19 protein-coding genes are annotated in these 22,671 nt (G+C 74.3%); 9 read left to right on the top strand and 10 right to left on the bottom strand.

What is annotated here, in order from left to right; genetic code table 11:
- Positions 1-26: 26 nt before the first annotated feature.
- Positions 27-635: a hypothetical protein gene (locus CP982_RS19810; protein WP_229879536.1), complete on the top strand. Its 609-nt coding sequence runs from the start codon at positions 27-29 to the stop codon at positions 633-635.
- Here the strand turns inward: CP982_RS19810 and CP982_RS19805 are convergent.
- The 3 genes from CP982_RS19805 to CP982_RS19795 form a co-directional block, all read right to left on the bottom strand.
- On the bottom strand, positions 632-1,879 hold the full coding sequence (locus CP982_RS19805) for an esterase/lipase family protein (RefSeq protein WP_150511776.1): 1,248 nt from the start codon (positions 1,877-1,879) through the stop codon (positions 632-634). The two genes, CP982_RS19810 and CP982_RS19805, sit on opposite strands and share 4 nt — an antisense overlap.
- 150 nt (positions 1,880-2,029) lie before the next feature.
- Positions 2,030-2,974, bottom strand: coding sequence for an N-acetylmuramic acid 6-phosphate etherase (gene murQ / locus CP982_RS19800; RefSeq protein WP_150511775.1), 945 nt, complete (start codon positions 2,972-2,974; stop codon positions 2,030-2,032).
- An 82-nt stretch (positions 2,975-3,056) separates the two neighbouring features.
- Positions 3,057-3,968, bottom strand: coding sequence for a MurR/RpiR family transcriptional regulator (locus CP982_RS19795; protein WP_144004097.1), 912 nt, complete (start codon positions 3,966-3,968; stop codon positions 3,057-3,059).
- Positions 3,969-4,078: 110 nt separating this feature from the next.
- Here CP982_RS19795 and CP982_RS19790 point away from each other — a divergent pair, with 110 nt between their 5' ends.
- Both CP982_RS19790 and CP982_RS19785 read left to right on the top strand, forming a co-directional pair.
- Entirely contained in the window at positions 4,079-4,435 is a 357-nt protein-coding gene (locus CP982_RS19790) for a hypothetical protein (protein ID WP_150511774.1), read from the top strand.
- A complete protein-coding gene (locus tag CP982_RS19785) occupies positions 4,432-4,698 on the top strand; it encodes a DUF4031 domain-containing protein (RefSeq protein ID WP_150511773.1) in 267 nt (88 codons plus the stop codon). The genes CP982_RS19790 and CP982_RS19785 overlap by 4 nt, the downstream gene beginning before the upstream one ends.
- A 72-nt stretch (positions 4,699-4,770) precedes the next feature.
- Here the strand turns inward: CP982_RS19785 and CP982_RS19780 are convergent, their stop codons facing one another.
- Together CP982_RS19780 and CP982_RS19775 are read right to left on the bottom strand one after the other, a co-directional pair.
- Positions 4,771-5,892, bottom strand: coding sequence for a GNAT family N-acetyltransferase (locus CP982_RS19780; RefSeq protein ID WP_150511772.1), 1,122 nt, complete (start codon positions 5,890-5,892; stop codon positions 4,771-4,773).
- A gap of 10 nt (positions 5,893-5,902) precedes the next feature.
- Positions 5,903-6,547, bottom strand: a complete 645-nt coding sequence (locus CP982_RS19775) for an HD domain-containing protein (RefSeq protein WP_150511771.1) — start codon at positions 6,545-6,547, stop codon at positions 5,903-5,905.
- A gap of 1,314 nt (positions 6,548-7,861) precedes the next feature.
- Here CP982_RS19775 and CP982_RS19770 point away from each other — a divergent pair.
- Entirely contained in the window at positions 7,862-8,539 is a 678-nt protein-coding gene (locus tag CP982_RS19770) for a maleylpyruvate isomerase family mycothiol-dependent enzyme (protein ID WP_150511770.1), read from the top strand.
- Between the two features lie 11 nt (positions 8,540-8,550).
- Here CP982_RS19770 and CP982_RS19765 read toward each other — a convergent pair whose 3' ends face one another.
- A complete protein-coding gene (locus CP982_RS19765; protein ID WP_150511769.1) occupies positions 8,551-9,480 on the bottom strand; it encodes a hypothetical protein in 930 nt (309 codons plus the stop codon).
- Between the two features lie 155 nt (positions 9,481-9,635).
- Between CP982_RS19765 and CP982_RS19760 the strand changes: the two genes are divergently transcribed.
- Entirely contained in the window at positions 9,636-11,888 is a 2,253-nt protein-coding gene (locus CP982_RS19760; RefSeq protein WP_150511768.1) for a heavy metal translocating P-type ATPase, read from the top strand.
- Positions 11,889-12,043: 155 nt separating this feature from the next.
- The gene (locus CP982_RS19755; protein WP_150511767.1) at positions 12,044-12,733 is read left to right on the top strand and encodes a copper homeostasis protein CutC; all 690 of its coding nucleotides are present in this window, start codon (positions 12,044-12,046) and stop codon (positions 12,731-12,733) included.
- A gap of 233 nt (positions 12,734-12,966) precedes the next feature.
- On the opposite strand, the gene CP982_RS19750 is transcribed toward CP982_RS19755, so the two are convergent.
- Positions 12,967-14,940 (bottom strand): HelD family protein, encoded by a 1,974-nt coding sequence (locus CP982_RS19750; RefSeq protein WP_150515581.1) that lies wholly within the window; start codon positions 14,938-14,940, stop codon positions 12,967-12,969.
- 415 nt (positions 14,941-15,355) lie between these two features.
- On the opposite strand from CP982_RS19750, the gene CP982_RS19745 reads away from it, so the two are divergent.
- Complete coding sequence (locus tag CP982_RS19745) at positions 15,356-15,568, top strand: hypothetical protein (protein WP_150511766.1); 213 nt, start codon at positions 15,356-15,358, stop codon at positions 15,566-15,568.
- A 16-nt stretch (positions 15,569-15,584) separates the two neighbouring features.
- Here the strand turns inward: CP982_RS19745 and CP982_RS19740 are convergent, their stop codons facing one another.
- On the bottom strand, positions 15,585-16,382 hold the full coding sequence (locus CP982_RS19740; protein WP_150511765.1) for an SDR family oxidoreductase: 798 nt from the start codon (positions 16,380-16,382) through the stop codon (positions 15,585-15,587).
- Between the two features lie 159 nt (positions 16,383-16,541).
- Here CP982_RS19740 and CP982_RS19735 point away from each other — a divergent pair, with 159 nt between their 5' ends.
- Entirely contained in the window at positions 16,542-17,447 is a 906-nt protein-coding gene (locus tag CP982_RS19735) for a helix-turn-helix transcriptional regulator (protein ID WP_150511764.1), read from the top strand.
- Here CP982_RS19735 and CP982_RS19730 read toward each other — a convergent pair.
- Together CP982_RS19730 and CP982_RS19725 are read right to left on the bottom strand one after the other, a co-directional pair.
- On the bottom strand, positions 17,405-19,048 hold the full coding sequence (locus CP982_RS19730) for a DNA repair helicase XPB (RefSeq protein ID WP_150511763.1): 1,644 nt from the start codon (positions 19,046-19,048) through the stop codon (positions 17,405-17,407). The genes CP982_RS19735 and CP982_RS19730 overlap by 43 nt on opposite strands.
- Positions 19,049-19,071: 23 nt before the next feature.
- Positions 19,072-20,019: a GDSL-type esterase/lipase family protein gene (locus CP982_RS19725; RefSeq protein ID WP_212669192.1), complete on the bottom strand. Its 948-nt coding sequence runs from the start codon at positions 20,017-20,019 to the stop codon at positions 19,072-19,074.
- A 158-nt stretch (positions 20,020-20,177) separates the two neighbouring features.
- On the opposite strand from CP982_RS19725, the gene CP982_RS19720 reads away from it, so the two are divergent.
- Positions 20,178-22,613 (top strand): helicase-associated domain-containing protein, encoded by a 2,436-nt coding sequence (locus CP982_RS19720; protein WP_150511761.1) that lies wholly within the window; start codon positions 20,178-20,180, stop codon positions 22,611-22,613.
- The last annotated feature ends 58 nt before the right edge of the window (positions 22,614-22,671 follow it).

Below are 22,671 nucleotides of genomic sequence, written 5' to 3'. Positions count from 1 at the left end.
CAGTGGCCGGTGGGACGGTGGGGCGCATGGGACTTTCGATCCGGTGCCACCGTGACGATCTGACCGGCCTGTGGACCGCGACCGGTGGCGACGGGGGCCGCATGGTGACCATCACGGCAGGGACGGCGGACGAGGCCGGCGCGCTCGTTCAGGAGGCGTTCGGCTTGGTCGCGCGCCGTCCTCCGCCGCCGTTGCCACCCGGGTGGCACCGCTTCAAGCTGATCCACTGCCCGGCCGGGCGGCCTCCCGGGTTCGAGGACCCGCTGTACGACGCGGTCAAGGCGCAGCCGCCGGAGGGCTGCGCGGTGGAGGACTTCGGCGGGTACTTCGGTCTGAGGTGCGAGCGACCGGGTGTGACCCTGCTCGACGCGGTCGGTGAGCTGTGTGCCGAGATCCGGGCCGGGCACGGCCTGTTGATGACGGACCTCGGCATCGAGAAGCTCTGGGAGTGGAGCTCGGACGGGACCGACGGCTGGGGCGCCGAGATCGTGGGCCAGCTGCTCCTCATGGCCGCCGAGCGCGGGCCGGAGCTGGGGTACAGCCAGGAGGATCTGGTGCGGTTCCTGCGGAAGGCGGGCGGCGCGTCGGGGGTTGGGGGCGTCGCCCGCCCTTCTGCGTCAGGGGGCCGTGGCTAGTCGGGCAGGCGGTCCAGGATCCAGGTGCAGAGTTCCTCGGTGATGCGGGTGTGGCCCTCGTTCTGGGAGGCGCAGCGGAATTCGTTGAGCTCGCTGTCCTCGGGGGAGAGGGTGCTGATGTTCGCGTACAGCTTCTCGTCGGTGTCGAGGTCGCGGATGGCGACGGCGCTCACGGCGGGCACGAAGCTGTGGGACTTGATGTGTGCCTCGGAGCGGAAGCCGAGGATCGGGGGCAGCGCGTTGAAGCGGTCCGCGAGGATCTCGAAGCTGTTGAGGGTGCCGCCGGGGGCGCCGTCGATGCGCGGCAGGCCCGAGGTGTAGACCTCCTTGGCGGGCGGCGGCGTCACCACGCGCAGCTTCGCGACGAGTTGGCGCTCGCCCGGCGACTGCGTGAGCAGCCTGCTACCGAGGACGGACAGGCCCTTGCCCTCGAAGGCGAGCTGCCCCGGCTCCACGCCGTTGCCGGTGCCGTCCGCGACGCCGTTGGCGACGCCGATCAGGAGGGGCATGCGCGGCCAGTTGCCGACCTCCTCAAGCGCCGCGAGGAACTCGGTGCGCAGCTTGCTGGTCGCGGGCGTGTCCTGCCACTCGGCGATGTGCTGCCACAGGAGCTGCTGCGCCGCCGGGCTGTTCATCTGGTCCGAGAAGGCGCTGTTGAGTTTGCGGATGTAGTGCGCGAACGACTGGAGCGCGATCGGAATCCAGGCGCCCCGGTGCGGGCTGTCGTACGAGACGTACAGGGCGGTCCGGTGGTCCATGTCCCGCGTCTCCATGCGGGCCAGCGCGTAGCGGGTGACGAGGCCGCCCATGCTGAAGCCGCCCACGGTCAGGCGCGCGTCGTTCTGTAGCTGGGCGTTGGCCCGCATGATGGCGGCCTCCGCCGCCTGCGCGTTGTCCAGGATCGAGGCGCTGCGCTCGTTGAAGCCGAGGAGGACCACGTCCCGGCCGCGCCGCCGCAGCTCGGTGAGGAACGCGAAGTCCTTGCGGTCCAGATGGTCCCAGAGGTCGTTCAGGCTGCTGGGGCCCGAGTTGAAGCCGTCCGCCAGGATGACGGGGCGGGTCAGGCCCTGGTTGCCCTCGCCGTGGTACACCCAGGCCGTGCCGTTCGGCAGCGGCCACACCTCGCTGGGCGCGGGCGCGGCGGTGGTGACGGGCTCGGCGGGGCCCGAGCCGATCGTGATGGGCGGCGCCGCCCGTAAGGCTTCCTGGACCTGCTCCTCGCTCGGCGGCTGCTCTTCAGGCATGGGGTCCCCTCTCGATGTACGCGTAGGCATGCCATCGCGATGACATGTGGTGACATCCTTGGGACACGGGGTGATCGCAGGAACCCGTCATTCGCGCCATTCACGTCACGTCCGAAGAAATTCGCACATGACCGGAAAGGTGCTCTTGCGTCAGGCGTTCGGGTCCGCGTCCGCGAGGGCCGCGCGCAGATGGCCCTTCGACTCGGCGAGGAGGCGGGCCGCCGTGGGGCCGTCGACCTGGCCGAGAATCGTGAGGATCGCGTTCTTCACCTCGCCGTTGGTGGCGGTGAGGGCGCGGGCGATCTCCTCGTCGGGGGCTCCGGTCGCCAGGGCGACGATGCGGTGGGAGCGGGCGCGCAGCTTCTCGTTGGAGGCGCGGACGTCGACCATCAGGTTCCCGTACGTCTTGCCCAGGCGGATCATCGTGATCGTCGAGATCATGTTGAGGACGAGCTTCTGGGCCGTGCCCGCCTTCAAGCGCGTGGAGCCGGTGAGGAGTTCGGGCCCCACGACGACCTCGATGCCGTGCTCGGCGGCCGCCGCGAGCGCGCTGCCCGCGTTGCAGGACAGGCCGATCGTCAGGGCGCCGAGGGCGCGCGCGTGCTCGACGGCACCGATCGCGTACGGGGTGCGGCCTGACGCAGAGATGCCGACGACCGTGTCCTCGGGGGTGAGCGCGAGCGCCTCCAGGTCCGCGGTGGCCAGGGCCCTGCTGTCCTCGGCGCCCTCGACCGCCGTGACCATCGCGGGCGGGCCGCCCGCGATCAGGCCGATCACGTCGCCGGGGTCGGTGTTGAAGGTCGGCGGGCACTCGGACGCGTCCAGGACGCCGAGGCGCCCGGCGGTGCCCGCGCCCGCGTAGACCAGGCGGCCGCCGCGCGCCATGCGCTCCGCCGTGGCGTCGATGGCCGCGGCGATGCGGGGCAGCTGCGCGGCGACGGCGGTGGGGACGGTCGCGTCCTCGCCGTTCATGATGCGGGCGATGTCCTCGGTGGGCAGTTGGTCGATCTCGGCCAGCTCGGGCCGGAAGGCCTCGGTGGTGAGGGAGGCGAGCTGGGCACGGAGTGCGTCGTGGCCGTCGGAGGTGGAGGTCATGGAAGCGGCGGCTCTTTCGGTGACGGAGGGATTCTTGAGCCCGTCCGGCGTTTGAGGACGAGCGCGGAGCGCGATGGGCCGCTCAGCCGTTGCGGTGCCGATGGGCCAGGGCTTCGTACGATGCCGCGAGGGCCGGCGCGGCCGTCTCGTACGTGCGCTGGGCCACGCCCACGAACAGGCAGTCCACGACCAGGAGTTGGCTCGTACGGGACGACATGGCCGCCGGGCGCAGCTCGCTCTCGCGGGCGGTGGAGGTGGTCAGTATGTGGTCGGCGTACTGCGAGACGGGGCTCTCGGGGCGGCCGGTGACAGCGATCGTCGTGGCGCCGTGCTCGAAGGCCACCCGCAGCGGTTCGATGACGTCGCCCGTGGAGCCGGAGTGGGTGATCGCGATGGCCACGTCCTTCGCGCGCAGCGTCACCGCGTTGGTGACGGCCAGGTGCGGGTCCGAGTGCGCGTGCGCGACCTGGCCGATGCGCAGGAGCTTCTGCGCCAGGTCCTGGGCGACGAGCCCGGACGCGGCCACGCCGTAGATCTCCGTGCGCCGTGCCGCGGCCAGGGCGGCGACGGCCGCCCCGAGCTGCACGGTGTCGAGCCCGGCGGCCGTGTCGGCGAGGGTCTGCTGCTCGTCGTACGCCAGCTTGGCCACGACGTCGGCGATCGGGTCGTCCACGGCGATGTCGGCGGTGACGGCCGGGGCGCGGCCCGACTGCTGCTGGGCGGCGAGTCCGGCGAGGGCCAGCCTGAGGTCGCGGTAGCCGGGGTAACCGAGGAGACGGGCGGTGCGGACGACCGTCGCCTCGCTGGTGCCGGTGAGCTCGGCGAGGCCGGTGACCGTGAGGGCGGCGCAGCCCGCCGGATCGCCCGCGACGGCCTCGGCGACGCGCTGCATGGAGCGGGTCATCGACGGCGCGAGCGTGCGCACCTTCGCCGCGAGGGCGGCGGGCGCGGGCGGAGCCCCGCCCGCGAAAATTTCCTTCACGTCAGAGGTCACCCTTGGAAGATATTTTCAGCGTCGCGACCGGGTCAAGGCCCTTGCCGACCGCACCGTGGGGCGCGCGGGTGCTGACCGCACCGTGGGGCGCGCGGGGCGACAATGGCTGCATGGACACGATTGACCCCCTGGAGCAGGCGTTGCACGCGGCCCGCGCGCTGGTCCTCGCCGACCTCGCCGCGCGCGAGGTGGCGCAGGCCGACGTGGTCTCCTTCGTCGAGGAGTCCGTGGTGCACCGCCGCTGGTGGGTCGAGCAGTGGCCCGAGGGCGCCGCGTACGTCGCCGGGCTCGTCGCCCAGGACGTACAGGACAAGATCCTGGAGCGGTACGGCCGCTGGCCGCTGTGCCCGGTGTGCGGCTCCGGGGAACCGCACGCCCTGGACGTGGAGCCGGAGCTGGGGCCCGATCCGCACTGGGTGTGCGGCAAGGCGGGGGTAGTCGTGGCGCCGGTCGGGGGCCTGACGTGACCGTCTACATAGACCCGCCCGTCTGGCCCGGGCACGGACGGCTCTGGTCCCACCTGGTCAGTGACGTCTCGTACGAGGAACTGCACGCGTTCGCCGCGCGGATCGGGGCGCCGGAGCGGGCCTTCGAGCGCGACCACTACGACATTCCCGCGCACCGGTACGCGGACGCGGTGGCGGCGGGGGCCGTGGAGGTGGGGTCGAAGGAGCTGGTGCGGAGGCTCACGGAGGCCGGGCTCCGGCGGCGCAAGGGGGCCGTGGGCTAGGCACTGCTGCCCGTGTCGGCCCCGTTGCCCGTGGCGGCGCTGCTGCCCTCGTCGGCGCTGCGCGCCTCGGCCTCAAACGTCGGACGGGCTGGACGGTTCGCCGGGGTGGGCTGGGTGGGCTGACAACGTGTAGGTCCGTTGGTTCTCCCGGTCCGCGTCCCGCTGGAAGCCCGCTCGGGTGAGGACCGCCTCCGAGGCCGCGTTGCCCTCGTCGACCACCGCGCGGATGCCCCGGACCCCGGGCAGGGCCAGGGCCCACGTCGCGAGCGCGCGCAGCGCTTCCGTGGCGTAGCCGTTGCCGCGGGCCGCGGGGGCCAGGTCGTAGCCGACCTCCGCCCAGCCCTCGTGGTCGGGGGCGCCGTGGAAGCCCATGGCGCCGACCGCGAGCCCGTCGGCGGTCCGCCGGATCGCGTACGAACCCCACTCGGGGCGGTGCGTGCCCGCCGCGTACGCCTTCGCGATCATCCCGGCGCCGATCCGGGTGCCCTCGCACGGGCCGCCCTCGATCCAGTCGAAGCCGCCGGTGCCGCCCGCGGCGAGGTCGGCGAGCGCCGGGGGCGCCACCTCCAGGAGCGCCACGCGCTCCGCGGGCAGATGGATCTGGTTGTGCCACCGCCAGCGCTCCGGCCGTGACCGCCCCGGCAGGGTGCCGCGCCCTGTCGCCCACAGCAGCGTCCGCCACTGCGAGGCGCCGTCCCTGGCAGGCGGCACATGCGGGAACTGCCAGGCAAGCAGCGCCTCGCAGAGCCGTTCCGGGGGCTCGTACGCCACCTCGAACGCGCTCAGCACGTCGTACGTGTGCAGCAGCAGCTCCACGATGCCCATCGCCGCGAAGCCGCGCGCGTCCGCGCTGCCGTACGGGAATGGGTGGTAGCCGCGCACGTCCTTCGGCGTCGTGCGCACCACCGCCGCGAGCAGGCCGGCCGACGCCTCGATCGCGTGCACCGCCGCCGCGGGGTCCGTGCCCTCTTCGAGCCGGATGTCGAGGGGGATGTACGAGTCCTTCGTGCGGCCCGTCAGCTGTGCGGCGTACGCCGTGAAGTCGCTCACGACGTGCTCCGCCGTCGCCAGGCAGCTCCACTCCAGGCCGCCCGCGGGGCGCGTCCAGTCGTACTCCGCCGTCGCCACCGCGCGCAGCGCCCCGCACGCGTGTGCCACCGCCTCGTCGATCTCGTCCGCGCCCATCGTCAGCATGGCCGTGAGGCTACGTGAGCAGTGCCAGCTCGGCCGAGAGGTTTTCGCGCGCCGGGGCCTCCCAGTGCGCGGCCCCGTGCGGGGTGCGGAACAGGCGCGGCAGCGCCAGGAGTTGGCGCAGCACGTCCGCGCGGCCCTGGCGGAACGCCTCGTCCGGCACGAAGGCGTACTCCTCGCGGACCGCCGCCGCGTACGCCGCGTACGCGTCCGGGGGCGCGGCCAGGATCGCCAGGTCCGCGTCGCACAGGACCTCGCCGTCGCGGTCCCCGTCGGCCGGGTCGTGCGTGACGGTCAGCCGGACCAGGCGGGCCACCTCCGCCGTGTCCTCGTCCGTGAGCCCCGCCTCCGGCAGGGCCCGCTCGGCCAGGCGGGCGCTGCGCTCCTCGTTCTCCGAGCGGTCCGGGGCGTACACGGCGTCGTGGAACCAGGCCGCCAGCCGCACCAAGTGCGGGGCGTCCGCGTGCTGTTCCAGGGTGTCGATGTGGTCGAGCACGGCGGTGAGGTGGGTGGTCGTGTGGTAGCGGCGGTGTGGCTCCGACCAGCGGGTGAGGAGGTTGTCCGCGTAGGGCCCGGGGGGCGGGGGGTTGGGTTTGTGGCGGGCTGTGGTGAGGGTGGTTTGCCAGCGGGTGCGGAGCTCTTCACGCGGGTCGGCCATACCTCCGACCCTACGCGGCTCCATGGCTTGGCCCCGCCTCGGCCGGGGGCGGCCTCTCCCACCCCCCACCCGTACCCGCGCGGCTTCCTGGCTGGGCCCCGCCCTGGCGGCTCCCGCCCCGCCGCGCCCGTGGCGGCCCCTCCCACCCGCCCACCCGTGCCTGCCCAACTCTCCGGCCCGGCCCCGACCTGGCGGCTCCCGGCCCGTCGTCCGGCCGCCCCACCGCTACCGCGGCGGGATCTCTCCCACCCGCCCGCCCGTGTCACCCCAGCTTCCCGGTCTGGCCCCGACCTGGCGGCTCCCGGCCCGTCGTGCGTCTGCCCACCGCTGCCGCGGCGGGTTTCCCACCCACCCACCCGTGCCACCCCGGCTTCCCGGTCTGGCCCCGACCTGGCGGCTCGCGGCTCGTCGTCCGGCCGCCCCGCCGCTGCCGCGGCGGGATCTCTCCCACCCCCCACCCGTGCCACCCCGGCTTCCCGGCCGGACCCCGACCTGGCGGCTCGCGGCCCGTCGTGCGTCTGCCCGCCGCTGCCGCGGCGGTTTCTCCACCCACCGTGCCACCCCAGCTTCCCGGTGCTGGCCCCGGGCCTAGCGGCTCGATGCCCGTCGTTCGGCTGGCCCGTCGCTGCTGCCGTGGTGGGGGCGGGTGGGTGGGACTGCCCGTGCCATGTCGGTTTTCTGGTCGGGCCTCGGTCTGGCGGTTTGTGGGCTGTGGTCTGGTTGGCCTGCTGGTGCTTGGCGTGGGGTGGGTGGGGCTGCCCGTGCAACCCCGGCTTTCTGGTCGGGCCCCGGTCTGGCGGCTCGCGGGCCGTTGTCCGGTTGGCCCGCCGCTGCTGTGGTGTGGGGCTTCCGTTCCGCGTCGTGGTGGGGGTGGGTGGGTGGGACTGCCCGTGCCGTTTCGGCTTTCTGGCCGGGGCTCGGCCTGGCAGTTCGGGGGCCGGCGGCCGGTTGCTTCGCCGCTGCTGCGGCGCGGGCTCGTGGCTACGCCATGGTGGGGGCGGGTGGGTGGGACTGCCCGTTCCTGCCTGGCGGCAAGGGCCCGGTGGAGTTCGGCTGTTCCGGCGGTGCCCGGGGCGGAATCCAGCCCGTCCGGCGTTTGAGGACGAGGCCGGAGGCCGATGGGCGGGCGGGTGGGGGAAAGCCGGTCCGGTGGGTGTGGGCGAGGCCGGAGGCCGATGGGCGGGTGGAGGGGAAAAGCCGGGCCGGTGGGTGGGGGAAGGGCTTGGTCGGAGGGTGTGGGGAGGGCGGGTGGGTGGGGGAGAGGCCAGGGGTGGGGCGTTGCCAAGCGGCGCCCGGGGCGGTTGGGTGGCCGGCATGACGAGCGAGCCCTCAACGCCCGGCGCGGCGTTGGAATCCGACCGCCCCGGCCGACTCCTGCGTACCGAACGAGACGCCCTCATCCCCCTCCTGCGCACCGCGGACCCCTCCGCCTTCGCCGCGCCCACCTGCTGCCCGGGCTGGACGGTCCGCCACGTGCTCGCCCACTGCGCCGCCGCGCTGACCCGCGTGGTCGAGAGCCGGTTCGAGGAGGGCGTGTTCACCGCCGAGGGCAACGACCGGGACATCGCCGAGCGCGCGGACTGGCCCGTCTCGCGCATCGTGGACGAGCTGGAGCACGGCATGACGAACGCGGGCGCCGCCATCGCCGCGTCCAAGGGCCTGTTCGACGGGGTCGCGCTCGGCGAGTGGGTGCACGCGGGTGACGTACGGGACGCGTGGGACCTTCCCGGCGCCTACGGGGGCGCGGGACTCGGGGACGCGCTTCCGCTGCTCGCGGAGTTCAGCAGGCAGCGCTCGGCGCTTCCGCTGCACGCCGACGTCGACGGTCTGGACGAGCCGCTGATCCTCGGCGTGAACGACGGCCGCCGCCCGCCCGCGCGGTACATCGGCGACGCGCCGACGCTGGTGCGGCTCTACGCGGGCCGCCCGCTGGGCAACACCCCGTTCGAGCTGGCGGGCGCGACGGAGGACGAGCTGACCATCTTCGGCTGAGCCTCAGGCCGTCAGTGGCCGTGGCTGCCGCCGTCGGTGGGCGTCTCGTGCGCGGCGCCCCCGCCCTCGCCCACCCGCAGGGTGAAGGGCGCCGTCCGCACCTTTCCCTCGTGCCGGAAGTCCAGGAACAGCCGGTACGTGCCCGCGCTCGGTGCCGTCGCCGTGAAGGAGACCTCGGGGCCCGGCTCCGTCCCGGCGTCGCCGGGTTCACCGCCCGGGTGAACGTGGAGGTAGGCCAGGTCTCCGGAGCGCAGCGCGACCAGGTGGCCGTACGCGCCCAGATACGGCTGGAGGTCGGTGACGGGCTTGCCCCGGCGCGTGACGCGCAGGGTCAGTTCGCCCGGCTCGCCGGGCATCAGGGCGCCGTCCAGGCGCACCTCGTAACCGCCCGGGAGCTTCGCCGTGGCGGCGGGCGCGAGCGTGGGCGCGGGGGCGTACGCGCCCGTCACCGCCAGGTCCGCGCCCAGGGTCACCTTCTCCTTCGCCCGCTCGGGCCTGAAGTCCGCGAAGACGCGGTAGTCCCCGGCCTTGGGCAGGGTCGCCGGGACCGACCAGGTGCCGTCGGCGGACCGGGTGGGGTGCAGATGGCGGTACGTCGTCAGGTCGCGTGAGGCGACGATCAGGTGCAGCTCCTTGCCGTGGTCCCGCGCGTACGCGGTCACGGCCCGGCCCGAGTCCGACTTCAGGATCCTGAAGTGCAGGTCGGTGCGGTCGCCCGCCTCGGCGCGCGGGGTCCGCAGGTCGAGGGCGTAGCCGTCGGCCGCGATCTGGAGGCCGCCGGGGGTGTGGTCCCCGCGCCCGCCCCGGTCCCGCGCGCCGTGTTCCTCGCTGTGGGCGACCGGCTCGCCCACCGTGTCCACGCTCGCGCCCACGGCGTACGTGGTGCCGAACGTCGCCGCGACGGCTGCTGCGAAGGCGGTGATTTTGAGTCCGGTGTTCATGGCGGCGGCTCCTCGTGAGGGGAATGTATGCCGTTGACGATACCCCTGGGGGGTATGAAGTCAAGCGCGGGCCTCCCTTGCGTTCGATACCCCCTGGGGGTATAAATGATCCTCGTTGACAGGCATACCGGATCGCGGCGTGAGGAGCAGAGGGCATGTCCACTACGCAGGTAGAACTCTCCATCGGCGGCATGACCTGCGCCTCCTGCGCGGCCCGCATCGAGAAGAAGCTGAACCGCATGGACGGCGTCGAGGCGACCGTCAACTACGCCACGGAGAAGGCGAAGGTGAGCTTCGAGGGCGACGGCGTCGCCGTCGCGGATCTGATCGCCACCGTGGAGGCCACCGGGTACACCGCCCAGGAACCCGCGCCGCCCCGCGCGGAGAAGGGGGGCGGGGGAGAAGCGGACGGTGAGGGCGAGGGTGCCGAGCTGCGGCCGCTGCGGCAGCGCCTCGTCACCGCCGTGCTCCTGTCCGTGCCCGTCATCGCGATGGCGATGGTCCCCGCGCTCCAGTTCGAGTACTGGCAGTGGCTGTCCCTGACCCTGGCCGCGCCCGTGGTGACGTACGCCGCCTGGCCCTTCCACCGGGCGGCGGTCACCAACGCGCGGCACGGCGCGGCCACGATGGACACGCTGATCTCGGTCGGTACGTCTGCGGCGTTCCTGTGGTCGCTGTGGGCGCTGTTCTTCGGCTCGGCAGGGGAGCCGGGCATGACGCACGCCTTCGAGCTGACCATCGCGCGCACCGACGGCGCCGGGAACATCTATCTGGAGGCCGCGGCCGGTGTCACCGCGTTCATCCTCGCCGGGCGGTACTTCGAGGCCCGCTCGAAGCGGAAGGCGGGCGCGGCGCTGCGCGCGCTGCTGGAGCTGGGCGCCAAGGACGTCACGGTACTTCGTCATGGCACTGAAAAGAACGTTCTAGTCAGTGAGTTGATGACCGGGGACCGGTTCCTGGTGCGGCCCGGGGAGAAGATCGCCACCGACGGGCGCGTCGTCGAGGGGGCCTCCGCCGTGGACGCCTCCATGCTGACCGGCGAGTCCGTGCCCGTGGAGGTCGGCGAGGGCGACGCCGTCACCGGCGCGACCCTGAACGTCGGCGGGCGGCTCGTGGTCGAGGCGACCCGCGTGGGCGCCGACACCCAGCTGGCCCGCATGGCCCGGCTCGTCGAGGACGCCCAGAACGGCAAGGCCGCCGCGCAGCGCCTGGCCGACCGCATCTCCGGGGTCTTCGTCCCCGTCGTCATCGCGCTCGCCGTGGCCACGCTCGGCTTCTGGCTCGGCAACGGGGCGGGTCTGACCGCCGCGTTCACGGCCGCCGTGGCCGTCCTGATCATCGCCTGCCCGTGCGCCCTCGGGCTCGCCACCCCGACCGCGCTCATGGTCGGCACCGGACGCGGCGCCCAGCTCGGCATCCTCATCAAGGGCCCCGAGGTCCTGGAGTCCACGAAGCGCGTCGACACGATCGTCCTGGACAAGACCGGCACCGTCACCACCGGCAAGATGACCCTGCTCGGCACGGTCGTCGCCGACGGCACCGACGAGACGGACGTGCTGCGGCTCGCGGGCGCCCTGGAGCACGCTTCCGAGCACCCGATCGCGCAGGCCGTGGCCGCCGGGGCGGCCGCGAAGGTGGGCGCGCTGCCCACGCCCGAGGACTTCGCGAACGTCCCCGGGCTCGGTGTGCAGGGCGTCATCGAGGGGCATGCGGTGCTCGTGGGGCGTGAGCAGCTGCTCGCCGAGTGGGTGATCCCCCTGCCCGAGGGCCTGAAGAAGGCCAAGGACGAGGCCGAGGCGGCGGGCCGCACCGCCATCGCCGTCGCCTGGGACGGCGAGGCGCGGGCCGTGCTCGAAGTGGCCGACGCGGTGAAGGAGACCAGCGCCGAGGCCGTTCGGCGACTGCGCGACCTCGGCCTCACCCCGATCCTCCTGACCGGTGACAACAAGGCCGTGGCCGCGTCCGTGGCCGCCGAGGTGGGCATCGCGCCCGAGCACGTCATCGCCGAGGTCCTGCCCCAGGACAAGGTCGACGTCGTCAAGCGGCTCCAGGGCGAAGGGCGTTCGGTGGCCATGGTCGGCGACGGCGTCAACGACGCGGCCGCCCTCGCCCAGGCCGACCTGGGGCTCGCGATGGGCACCGGCACGGACGCCGCGATCGAGGCGGGCGACCTGACCCTCGTCCGCGGTGACCTGCGCGCCGCCGCCGACGCGATCCGGCTCTCGCGCAAGACCCTCGGCACCATCAAGTCCAACCTCTTCTGGGCCTTCGCCTACAATGTGGCGGCGCTTCCGCTGGCCGCCGCGGGGCTGCTCAACCCGATGATCGCGGGTGCGGCCATGGCCTTCTCCTCGGTGTTCGTGGTCGGCAACAGCCTGCGGCTGCGCGGTTTCCAGCCACTGAGCTGAGGTATCCGAGCCCTTCTGGCTTGATCACCCCGGTGCGTCCTCCCTGCGCGCCGGGGTGATCTGCGCGTACCCTGGTAATTGGACTAGACCTGTGTTTCTGTGGTGCGGCCGCCGATACGACGTCGGCTCCGCAGAAGGCCCGAAGGAAGGCACCCATGAGCAAGCGCGCACTCCTGGAGGTGATCGCCCTCGACGCCGAGGACGCGATCGCCGCCCAGGCCGGAGGTGCGGACCGGCTGGAACTGGTCACCGACATGGCCGCCGACGGCCTCACGCCGTCCCGCGCGGACTTCGCCGCGATCCGGGCCGCCGTGGACATCCCCCTGCGCGTGATGCTGCGCGTCGCCGACGGCTTCGCCGCGGGTGACGTCAGCGAGCTGGTGCGCAGTGCGCGCGAGCTGCGCGCCGAGGGCGCCGACGAGTTCGTCCTCGGCTTCCTCGACGAGGCGGGCGGGCCCGACCTGGCCGCCGTCGAGGCCATCGTCGACGCGCTCGACGGCTGCCGCTGGACCTTCCACCGCGCCATCGACCGGGCCGCCGACCGGGACGCCCTGCGCAAGCAGCTCGCGGAGCTGCCCGGGCTCGACACGTATCTCACGGCGGGGGCCGCGGGCGGGGTCGACGAGGGGCTGCCCACCCTCGTGGGCGAGGCCGCGCGGTCCGGGGAGCCCGGCTACGAGCCGCGGCTGCTCGTCGGCGGCGGGCTCCGCCTCGAACACCTCGCGCGGCTGAAGGCGGCTGGGCTCGACGCCTTCCACATCGGCGGCGCCGCCAGGCCCCACGGGTGGGGCCGGGCCCTCTCGGCCGAAGCCGTGGCCACGTGGCGCGGGGCCGTCGACGCCTGAGCCGTTTTCGGGTGCGGGCCGCCCCCCACGGCGCCGCCGCTCCGCGGCGGATGCTTTCCCGCCCACCCGCCCATGACCACCCCGGCGACCCAGCGCGGGCGGCCGTGCCCGGCAAGGCCGCCGAGTGACGGGTGGGTGGGTGGGAGACACCCGCCGCGGCGCGGCGGCGTCGTGCGTCGCTGCGCGCGCGGAAGAACGGGCGGACGGCAGGGGCCCGGGCCGGGCCCGGCGGGTCAGGCCAGCGCCGGGGGCAGTGGGGCCGAGTGGAGGACCGTGAGGCCTGAGACCGCTCGGGTCAGGGCCACGTACAGGCGCCGCAGGCCGGTGCGTTCGTCGGGCTCGCCGTCCACCACGGCGGCGGGCTCGTCCAGGACCACGTAGTCGTACTCCAGGCCCTTGGCGAGCGAGGCGGGCACGAGGGTGAGGCGGGCCTCGGCGGTGGTCTCCTCACCGGGGGAGAGGTACGGGACGCCCGCCGCGTCCAGGGCCGCGGCGAGCGCGGGCACCCGCGCGTCCGCCGCGATGAGCCCGATCGACCCCTCGCGCCGCAGCGACTCGGCGCAGGCGTCGAGCACCGCCGCGTCCAGGCCGCCGGGCCCGACCTCGCGCACCGCGAGCGAACCGGGCGACTCGCGCACCGACGCCACCTCGGTCAGGCCCGGCGCGATCGCGGGCAGCAGCCGCGACGCGTACGCGATGACCTCGCGCGGCACGCGGAAACCGGCGGTCAGCTCCTCCACCACCGCCTCCTCCTTGCCCAGGTGCCCGAGCGCCTCGGCCCAGGTCGGCGTCGCCCACGGCGTGGTGCCCTGCGCCAGGTCGCCGAGGACGGTGACCGAGCCGGTCGTGCAGCGGCGCCCCACCGCGCGGTACTGCATGGGCGACAGGTCCTGCGCCTCGTCGAGCACGACGTGGCCGAGGGAGTGGGTGCGGGTGACGAGGTCGTGCGCCTCGTCGATCAACACCGCGTCCGCGGCGGACCACTTGGTGCTCTTCGGCGTCCGCGCGGGCTTCGCCCACAGGACCGTCTTCTGCTCCTCGTCGGTCAGGACGCCCTCGGCGTGCGCGGCGAGGAACTCCGCGTCGGAGAGCAGCCGGTGCACCAGCTTCGCCGGGTCGACCGGCGGCCAGACCGCCTTGACCGCGGCCTTCACCGCCGCGTTGCGGGCCACCGCGTCCTGCACGCGGTCGTCGGGCGCCTCCCCCGACCGCTCCATCTGGACGAGCACGGCGTGCGCGATCCGCTGCGGCAGCGCCTCGCGCGCGGCGCCGTAGCGCATGTCGCGGGCCTGCAACTCCCGCACGATGTCGTCGAGTTCGTACGACGGTACGCGCCAGCGCCGGGAACCGCGCACGACCACGACGCCTTCGGTGGGCGGCGTGACGTGCGAGCGCACCGCCCGCCGCAGCACCTCGGCCATGCGGGCGTCGCCCTTGACGAGGGCGGCGGCCGCGTCGTCCGTGCCCCGCACCTCCACGTGCGCCACCAGGTCGTCGACCGTGGCCTGCTTCACCTCCAACTCGCCGAGGGCGGGCAGGACCTGCTCGATGTAGTGCAGGAAGGAGCGGTTCGGCCCGATGACGAGGGTGCCCGTGCGGGCGAGCCGCTCGCGGTGGGCGTAGAGGAGGTACGCGACGCGGTGCAGGCCGACGGCCGTCTTCCCGGTGCCGGGGCCGCCCTGCACGCACACCGAACCGGCGAGCCCGCTGCGGACGATCTCGTCCTGCTCCGGCTGGATCGTCGCCACGATGTCGCGCATGGGGCCCACGCGCGGCCGCTCGATCTCCTGCTGGAGCAGCTTGCTGACCTGCTCGGCCTCCGTCGCGTCGGTGAGGTGCTCGTCCTCGTACGCGGTCAGGTCGCCGCCGGTGTACCCGAACCGGCGGCGCAGCGTGACGTCCATCGGGTCCTTCTTGGACGCCCGGTAGAACGGCTGCGAGACGGGCGCGCGCCAGTCGATGACCATGGGGTCGCCCGCGGCGTCGTGCACGTGCCGCCGTCCGATGTAGAACCGCTCGCCCTCGGCGCCCTCCGCCTCCTCGGCGCCCGGCGCGTGCGCGTAGTCGAGCCGGCCGAAGAACAGCGGCGTGTGCGCGAGGTCCGCGAGGGCCTTGATCCGGTCGTCGATCTGCCCCTGGAGGACTTCGGCGTTGACCCAGTTCGCGGTGACGTCGCGGATGTCCAGGGCCTCGACGTCCTCCCGCATGGCGCGCAGCGCGGCGCGGGACGAGGTCAGATGGGCCCGCTCGCGGGCGAGGGGGTCGGCGGATACGGCGTTCACGGGGCTGCCTCCGGGTACGGACGTTCTCGGTGCGTGACTCAGGGCCGCCGGTTTCCGACCGGGCGGCGGCGCTCCGTGGCGGGAGGCGGGGGTGTCGCGAGGAAAGAGGCATCCTAGGTGAGCCGCCCGTGGCGGCACCAACGATTTTCCCGGCCGTTCCGTCGTCCCCCCGCCCTGTCCCTGGTCCGGAAGCCGAACCCCGAGTCATCCCTGAGAAGGGCCTCAGGGTCGCCGTCCGTCCGAAGGCGTAGAGCGCCCGGTCCCGGAGTCCTACGGCGGACACGGGCGGTTGGACCCGCAGGCCGATGTGCGCGGACGCCCGGGATCCGACCATGGAGACATGAGCAGCGCAGTCATCACCCCCGCGTCCCTGTCCGCCCCGACGGCCCCGGCCGGCCTCCGCCGCGCCGACGGCGCGACCGCCGTCTCCGATGCCCACCGGCCGCACCGCGTCGGCGACGCCCTGCGCGCCGCGAAGGTCTTCGTGGGCGCCGTCGTCGGCGTCGTCGTCCTCGGCGAGTACGCCGAGGAAGCAGGCGTCCGCCGCCGCTGACCCCCCTTGGCCGGGCTCACGCCTCGCGCGTCGGCAGGAGGGTGAGCAGCGGCAGGTTCACATGGCGGGGGCGGGTGACGGCGAAGGCGATCAGTTCGGCCACGTCGGTGCCCGTGGGGAGCTGTCCGAGGGAGTCCACGAACCCCTGGACGGCGGCCGTCAGCTCGGGGTCGCCGAGGTGATCGCGCAGTTCGGTGTCGACGGTGCCCGGCTCGATGGTCGTGACGCGTACGTCCTTGGGGCTCAGCTCCGCGCGGAGGTTGCGCAGCAGGTGGCTCACGGCGGCCTTCGACGCGGCGTAGCCGCCGAAGCCCGGCAGGACGGACGTCGCGGCCGCGGAGGAGATGGTGACCAGGTCCGCGTGGTCGCGCTCGGCCGCCGCCGCGACCAGGTCGGGGACGAACGCCTCGGTGACGGCGAAGGCGCCGTTGACGTTCACCTCGATCATGCGCCGCCAGTTGGCGCCGCCCTGGCCGAGCAGGTCCGGCAGGGCGAGGCCCGCGTTGTTGACGAGGAGATCGACCCGGCCGTACCGCTCGCGGACGCGGTCGGCGGCCGCCGTGACCGCGTCCGGCTCTGTGACGTCCGCCGGGACGGCGAACGCCGTGCCGCCCGCCGCCTCGATCGCGGCGACGTGACCGGCGAGGCGGTCGGCGCGCCGGGCGAGCAGGGCGACCCGGGCGCCCCGTGCGGCGAGCAGCCGCGCGGTGGCCGCGCCGATGCCGCTGGAGGCGCCGGTGACGACCGCCACCCGGCCGGTCAGGGGAAGGGCGGAGGCGGCGGGGCCGACGCGGTCCGTGGTGGTCGTGGTCATGGCAGGCTCCAGGAGTCGGTGGGCGGGGCCCCGGCCCCCGGCGGGCCGGGTGGTGCCCGGTGGCTCCGACTCTGCCGCCGTCCGGCCACCTCACCCAGGGCTCCGTTCGACCCTGGGTCCGGCAGAACCAGGCTGGCGGGGGGCGAGGACAATGAGGCCATGGACTTCCGCGCCGAACTCGCCAGCTTCCTGAAGTCGCGCCGGGCGCGGCTGCGCCCGGAGGACCTCGGCGTCCGCCCGTTCAGCGGCCGCCGCCGCGTCCCCGGGCTGCGCCGGGAGGAACTGGCGGAGCTCGCCGGGGTCAGCGTGGACTACTACACGCGCCTGGAGCAGGGCCGGACCCAGAACGTGTCGGACGGCGTGCTCGACGCCGTCGCCAGGGTGCTGCGGCTCGACGAGGCCGAGCGCGCGCACCTCGGCAACCTCGTGCGCGCCCTGCGCGGAGCCGCCGGTTCCGGCCGCACCGCGCGGCCCGAGCCGGTCCGCGAGGGCGTCCGGGTCCTGCTGCGCGCCCTGGGGGACGTGCCCGCGTACGTCGTCGGCCCCCGCCTGGACGTCCTCGCCGCGAATCCGCCGGCCCGCGCCCTGTTCGCCGACTTCGACGCCCTGCCCGCCGCGCGCCGGAACGTGGCCTGGCAGCTCTTCCTCGACCCCGGTGCGCGTGAGCTGTACGCGGACTGGGAGGAGGCGGCGCGCGACACGGTCGTGGCACTCCGCCTGGACCTGGGCCGCTACGCGTGCGACGACCGCCTCTGCACGCTCCTCGGTGAACTCTCCGTACGCAGCGAGGACTTTCGCCGCCTGTGGGCGGAGCACCAGGTGCGGGAGAGCTCCCACGGCACCTGGCGGCTCCGCCACCCGATGGCCGGGGAACTGGTCCTGCACCGGGAGACGCTGCTGCTGCCGGACGCGCCGGAGCAGACCCTGGTGACCTTCGCGGCCGAGCCGGACAGCGCATCGGCGGACGCGCTCGTGCTCCTGTCGATCGCCTCGGCGCGCCCGTCCGCGGCCTCCGGACGGGCTCAGTCCTCCGCGAGCAGGGACTCCGCGTCCATGATCCGGTAGGCGTACCCCTGCTCCGCGAGGAACCGCTGGCGGTGCGCCGCGAAGTCCTGGTCGATGGTGTCGCGGGCGACCACGGAGTAGAAGTGCGCCTGGTGGCCGTCCGCCTTCGGGCGCAGGACGCGGCCGAGGCGCTGCGCCTCCTCCTGCCGCGAGCCGAAGGTGCCCGAGACCTGGATGGCGACGGTCGCCTCCGGCAGGTCGATGGAGAAGTTCGCGACCTTGGACACCACGAGCACGGAGATCTCGCCCTCGCGGAAGGCGTCGAAGAGCTTCTCGCGCTGCGCGTTCGACGTCTCGCCCTTGATGACCGGCGCGTTCAGGTGCTCGCCCAGCTCGTCGAGCTGGTCGATGTACTGGCCGATGACGAGGATCTGCTGGCCCGCGAACTTCCGGACGATCGCCTCCGTCACCTTCCGCTTCGTGGCCGTCGTCGCACAGAAGCGGTACTTCTCCTCGGCCTCGGCGGTGGCGTAGGCGAGCCGCTCGCTGTCGGTGAGGTTGACGCGCACCTCCACGCAGTCGGCGGGCGCGATGTACCCCTGCGCCTCGATCTCCTTCCACGGCGCGTCGAAGCGCTTGGGCCCGATGAGCGAGAACACGTCCGACTCGCGGCCGTCCTCGCGGACCAGGGTCGCGGTGAGCCCGAGCCTGCGCCGCGCCTGGAGGTCGGCGGTGAACTTGAAGACGGGCGCGGGCAGCAGGTGCACCTCGTCGTAGAGGATGAGGCCCCAGTCACGGGAGTCGAAGAGCTCCAGGTGCGGGTAGACGCCCTTCCGCTTGGTCGTCAGGACCTGGTACGTGGCGATCGTGACGGGCCGGATCTCCTTCTTCGTACCGCTGTACTCGCCGATCTCGTCCTCGGTGAGGGAGGTGCGCTTGACCAGCTCGTGCTTCCACTGGCGCGCGGAGACGGTGTTCGTGACCAGGATCAGCGTGGTCGCCTTCGCCTCGGCCATGGCGCCCGCGCCCACCAGGGTCTTGCCCGCGCCGCAGGGCAGCACGACGACGCCGCTGCCGCCGTGCCAGAAGCCCTCGACGGCCTGGCGCTGGTAGGGGCGCAGCGCCCAGCCGTCCTCGTTCAGGTCGATCTTGTGGGCCTCGCCGTCGACGTATCCGGCGAGGTCCTCGGCGGGCCAGCCCAGCTTGAGCAGCGTCTGCTTGATCTGGCCGCGCTCGGAGGGGTGCACGGCGACCGTGTCCGGGTCGACGCGGGCGCCCACGAGCGGCTGGACCTTCTTCGACCGCAGGATCTCTTCCAGGACCGGCCGGTCGGTGCTCGTGAGCACGAGACCGTGCGTCGGGTGCTTGCTCAGCGTGAGGCGGCCGTAGCGGGCCATGGTCTCGGCGACGTCGACGAGCAGCGCGTGCGGCACCGGGTACCGCGAGAACTCCACGAGGGCGTCCACGACCTGCTCGGCGTCGTGCCCCGCCGCCCGCGCGTTCCACAGTCCGAGCGGCGTCACGCGGTACGTGTGGATGTGCTCCGGGGCGCGTTCCAGCTCGGCGAACGACGCGATGGCACGACGGCACGCGTCGGCCCGCTCGTGGTCGACCTCCAACAGGAGTGTCTTGTCCGACTGGACGATGAGGGGTCCATTCACGTTCCGGGCCCTTTCGCTTGCGATCACTGCCGGAGATCAGCCGGGCGGCCAAACCTCCAGTGTGCCGCAGACTCCAGATGTGTGGAGAGGATCTTGTGGCCCTCGGGGTCCGGGTGCAGGCCGTCGGTGAGGAGGTCGGGGCGGTCGCGCAGGGGCTCCCACAGGTCGAGGAAGTCGGCGTGGTGCGCGGCGCACCAGGTGCGGAGGCGCTCGCGCAGGTCGAGGGCGCGGGCCGCGGTGAAGCACAGGCCTTCGTAGTCGGCGGTCCGGCTCTCGTCGAGCCAGGTCGGGCCCGCGACGACGAGCCGGGCGTTGTGGGCGTGGGCCGCGGCGGCCAGCGCGTCGAGGTGGTGCGCGAGCCGGTCGAGGCCGCCGGGCAGGGCGGAGTCGTTGATGCCCGCGGCGACCAGGAGGGTGTCGGGCAGGCGCGGCGGAAGGAGCGCGGGCGTCTGCTCGGCGACGTCGGCGAGGGTGCTGCCGGGGATGGCCAGGTTGAAGACCCGGTGGCCGGTCTCGTCCGCGGCGATGTGGGCGGACGCCAGGTGCCCGGCCCAGCCGCCGTACGGGTCGCAGCGGCCGTAGGCGATGCTGTCGCCGACGATCACGATGCGCGCCGCCGGGCGCAGCGGCCGCGCGTCCAGATACGCCCAGGCGCTCTCCCCGGAGGAGAGCCGCACCCGGCGCCGCACGTAGTCGTCGACCTCGTACGCGTCGGCCGCCGCGAGGTCCGCGTCGGTCAGGCGCAGCACGGCGCCCTCCACCGCGGCGCCGACGCGCCGCTCCAGGGTCAGGTGCACGTCCAGGCCGCTGGTGGCGATGACGTCCGGGGCGGTGATGGTCAGGGGCCGGGTCGTGTGTCCGGCGAGGGCGGCCGGGGAGCTGGGCACGGCCCCGCCGAACAGGGTCGTCTGGACGCGCTCGTCCAGGAGCGTGCCGAAGGAGAACAGGGCGTGCGGGCGGGACTCGGGCACCGGAACAACCATGACCTTTCTAGAAAGAACGTTCTAGCCAGTCTAGTGAGAGGTCGGGCGCCCCGGCCCCCCGCGGGGCGCACCACCCCCCGCCGCCCGCCGGGGCGCGTACGGCACGGCACACCGGCGCCCGCCGGTGACCCGCTACCGTAGCCAGGATGAGCACCCCGGACGCCCCCCGTTCCCTTGCGGAAGCCCTCCGGGCGAGCGACGACGCGACGCTCGTCGCGCTGTTGCGATCCCGGCCCGACCTCGTCAGCCCCGTGCCGAACGACCTGACGCAGCTGGCCACCCGCGCGGGCACGCGGGCCTCGGTGGTACGTGCCCTGGAGCGCCTCGACCGGTTCGCGCAGCAGGTCGCCGAGGCCCTCGCCGTGGCCTCGGACCCGGCGTCGTACGAGGAGTTGGCGCATCTGCTCGCGCCCGCGCCCGGCGAAGCGGTGGACCGGGCCCTGACGACACTGCGCCGACAGGCGCTCGTGTGGGGCGCGGAGGACCGGCTCCGCCTGGTGCGCACCGCGCGCGAGCTGCTCGCGCCGACGCCGCAGCGGCCCTCGCCGACGGGCCTCGGCCCGACGGTCGCCGAGGCCACGGCGGGCATGTCGCCGGGCCGGGTGCAGAGCGTGGTCGCGGCCGCCGGGCTCGCGTCCACGCACGACGCGGTGTCGGCCGTGGAGTCCCTCACGGCGCTCTTCACCGACCAGGAGCGGATGTCCCACCTGCTCGACGGGGCGCCCGCCGACTCCGTCGAGGTCCTGTCCCGGCTCGTGTGGGGCCCGCCGTACGGACAGGTCACCGCCGACCCGGCGCCCCATCTGCGCTGGCTGCTCGACCGGGGCCTGCTGCTCCCGACGGCGCCGGGCACGGTGGTGCTGCCCCGGGAGGCCGCCCTTCACCTGCGCGGGGGCCGTGCCCACCGCGTACTGGAGCCGGCGCCTCCGGCGGTGGAGGCCGCGCGCGAACACCGTCCACAGGTTGTGGACGCGACGGCGGCAGGACAGGCCTACACCGCGCTCGCCACCGTCGAGGAACTGCTCAAGGACTGGGACGAGGGCGGCCCCGCCGTCCTGCGCGCGGGCGGCCTGAGCGTCCGTGACCTCAAGCGGACCGCCGCGGCCCTGGACGTGGCGGAACCGCAGGCCGCGTTCTGGGTCGAACTCGCCTACGCCGCGGGCCTGCTGGCCGCCGACGGCGAGGCCGACGAGCGCTACGCCGCGACCCCCGCCTACGACAGCTGGCAGGAGCTGCCCGCCGCCGAGCGCTGGGCGCGGCTCGCCTCCGCCTGGTACGAGGCCACGCGCACCCCCGGCCTCGTCGGCGGACGCGACAGCAAGGACCGCACCCTGTCCGCGCTCGGCCCCGGCCTCGACCGCTCCGCCGCGCCCGAGGTGCGCCACCGCGTCCTGGCCCTCCTGGCCGCCCTGCCCGAAGGCGCCGCGCCCGCCGAGGAGTCCGTGCTCGACCGGCTGCGCTGGGAGCGCCCCTCCGGCGGCGGCGCATCCGAGCTGCGCGCCCGCCTGGCCCGGTGGACGCTGAGCGAGGCGGAGCTGCTCGGGGTCACCGGGCGCGGGGCGCTCTCCGCGCACGGCCGCGTGCTCCTCGCCGCGGACCACGGGCAGCCGTCCGCCGCCCAGGACGCCACGAGTGCCGCCGAACGCGCCGCGGCCGGTGCCGAGGCCGCCCGCCGCCTCGCCCCGCTCCTGCCCGAACCCCTCGACCACGTCCTGCTCCAGGCCGACCTCACCGCGGTCGCCCCCGGGCCGCTCAAGCGCCCCCTCGCGGACGCCCTCGCCGTGCTCGCCGACGTGGAGTCCAAGGGCGGCGCCACCGTCTACCGGTTCACCCCGGGCTCCGTGCGGCGGGCGCTCGACGCCGGGCAGAGCGCGTCCGACCTGCACGCGTTCCTCGCCGCGCACTCCCGCACGCCCGTCCCGCAGCCCCTCGCGTACCTCATCGACGACGTGGCCCGCAGACACGGCCATCTGCGCGTCGGCGCCGCCTCCGCGTACGTGCGGTGCGACGACGAGGGCGTGCTCGACGAGATCCTCGCGGACAAACGGGCCCAGGGGCTGCGCCTCAGGCGCCTCGCGGGCACCGTGCTCGCCGCGCAGGCCGACCCCGGCACGCTCCTGGAAGGGCTGCGCGCCATGGGCTTCGCGCCCGCCGCCGAGAGCGCCGAGGGCGACGTCCTGATCACCCGTGCCCACAGCCACCGCACCCCGCCGCGCACCGCGCCCGAGCCGGTCCCGGACGGGCCGCCGCTGCCCGACGCCACGCTCATCGGCGCCGCCGTACGCGCCATCCGCGCGGGGGACCTCGCGTCCACCGCGCCGCGCAAGGAGGCGCCCGCCGCCACCGGCGAACTGCCCCGCACCACGTCCGCCGAGACCCTCGCCACCATGCAGGCGGCCGTCCTCACCGGCGAGACCCTGTGGATCGGCTACGTCAACGCCGAAGGGGCCGCGAGCCAGCGCGTCATCGCCCCCGTCCGCGTCGAGGGCGGCTTCGTCACCGCGTACGACCACACGGCGGACGAGGTCCGCACCTACCCGCTGCACCGCGTCACGGGCGTCGCGGAACTCGCCGACGACTGACGGGAAACCCCCAGCTGAGGGGGCGTCATCGGCGAGGTCGCGGCGACGCGGTAACTTC

This window comes from Streptomyces spectabilis, from assembly GCF_008704795.1.
GTDB classification, from domain to species: Bacteria; Actinomycetota; Actinomycetes; order Streptomycetales; family Streptomycetaceae; genus Streptomyces; species Streptomyces spectabilis.
Note: the sequence above shows the minus strand (reverse complement) of the source record. Positions and strands in the feature narration are given on the sequence as shown.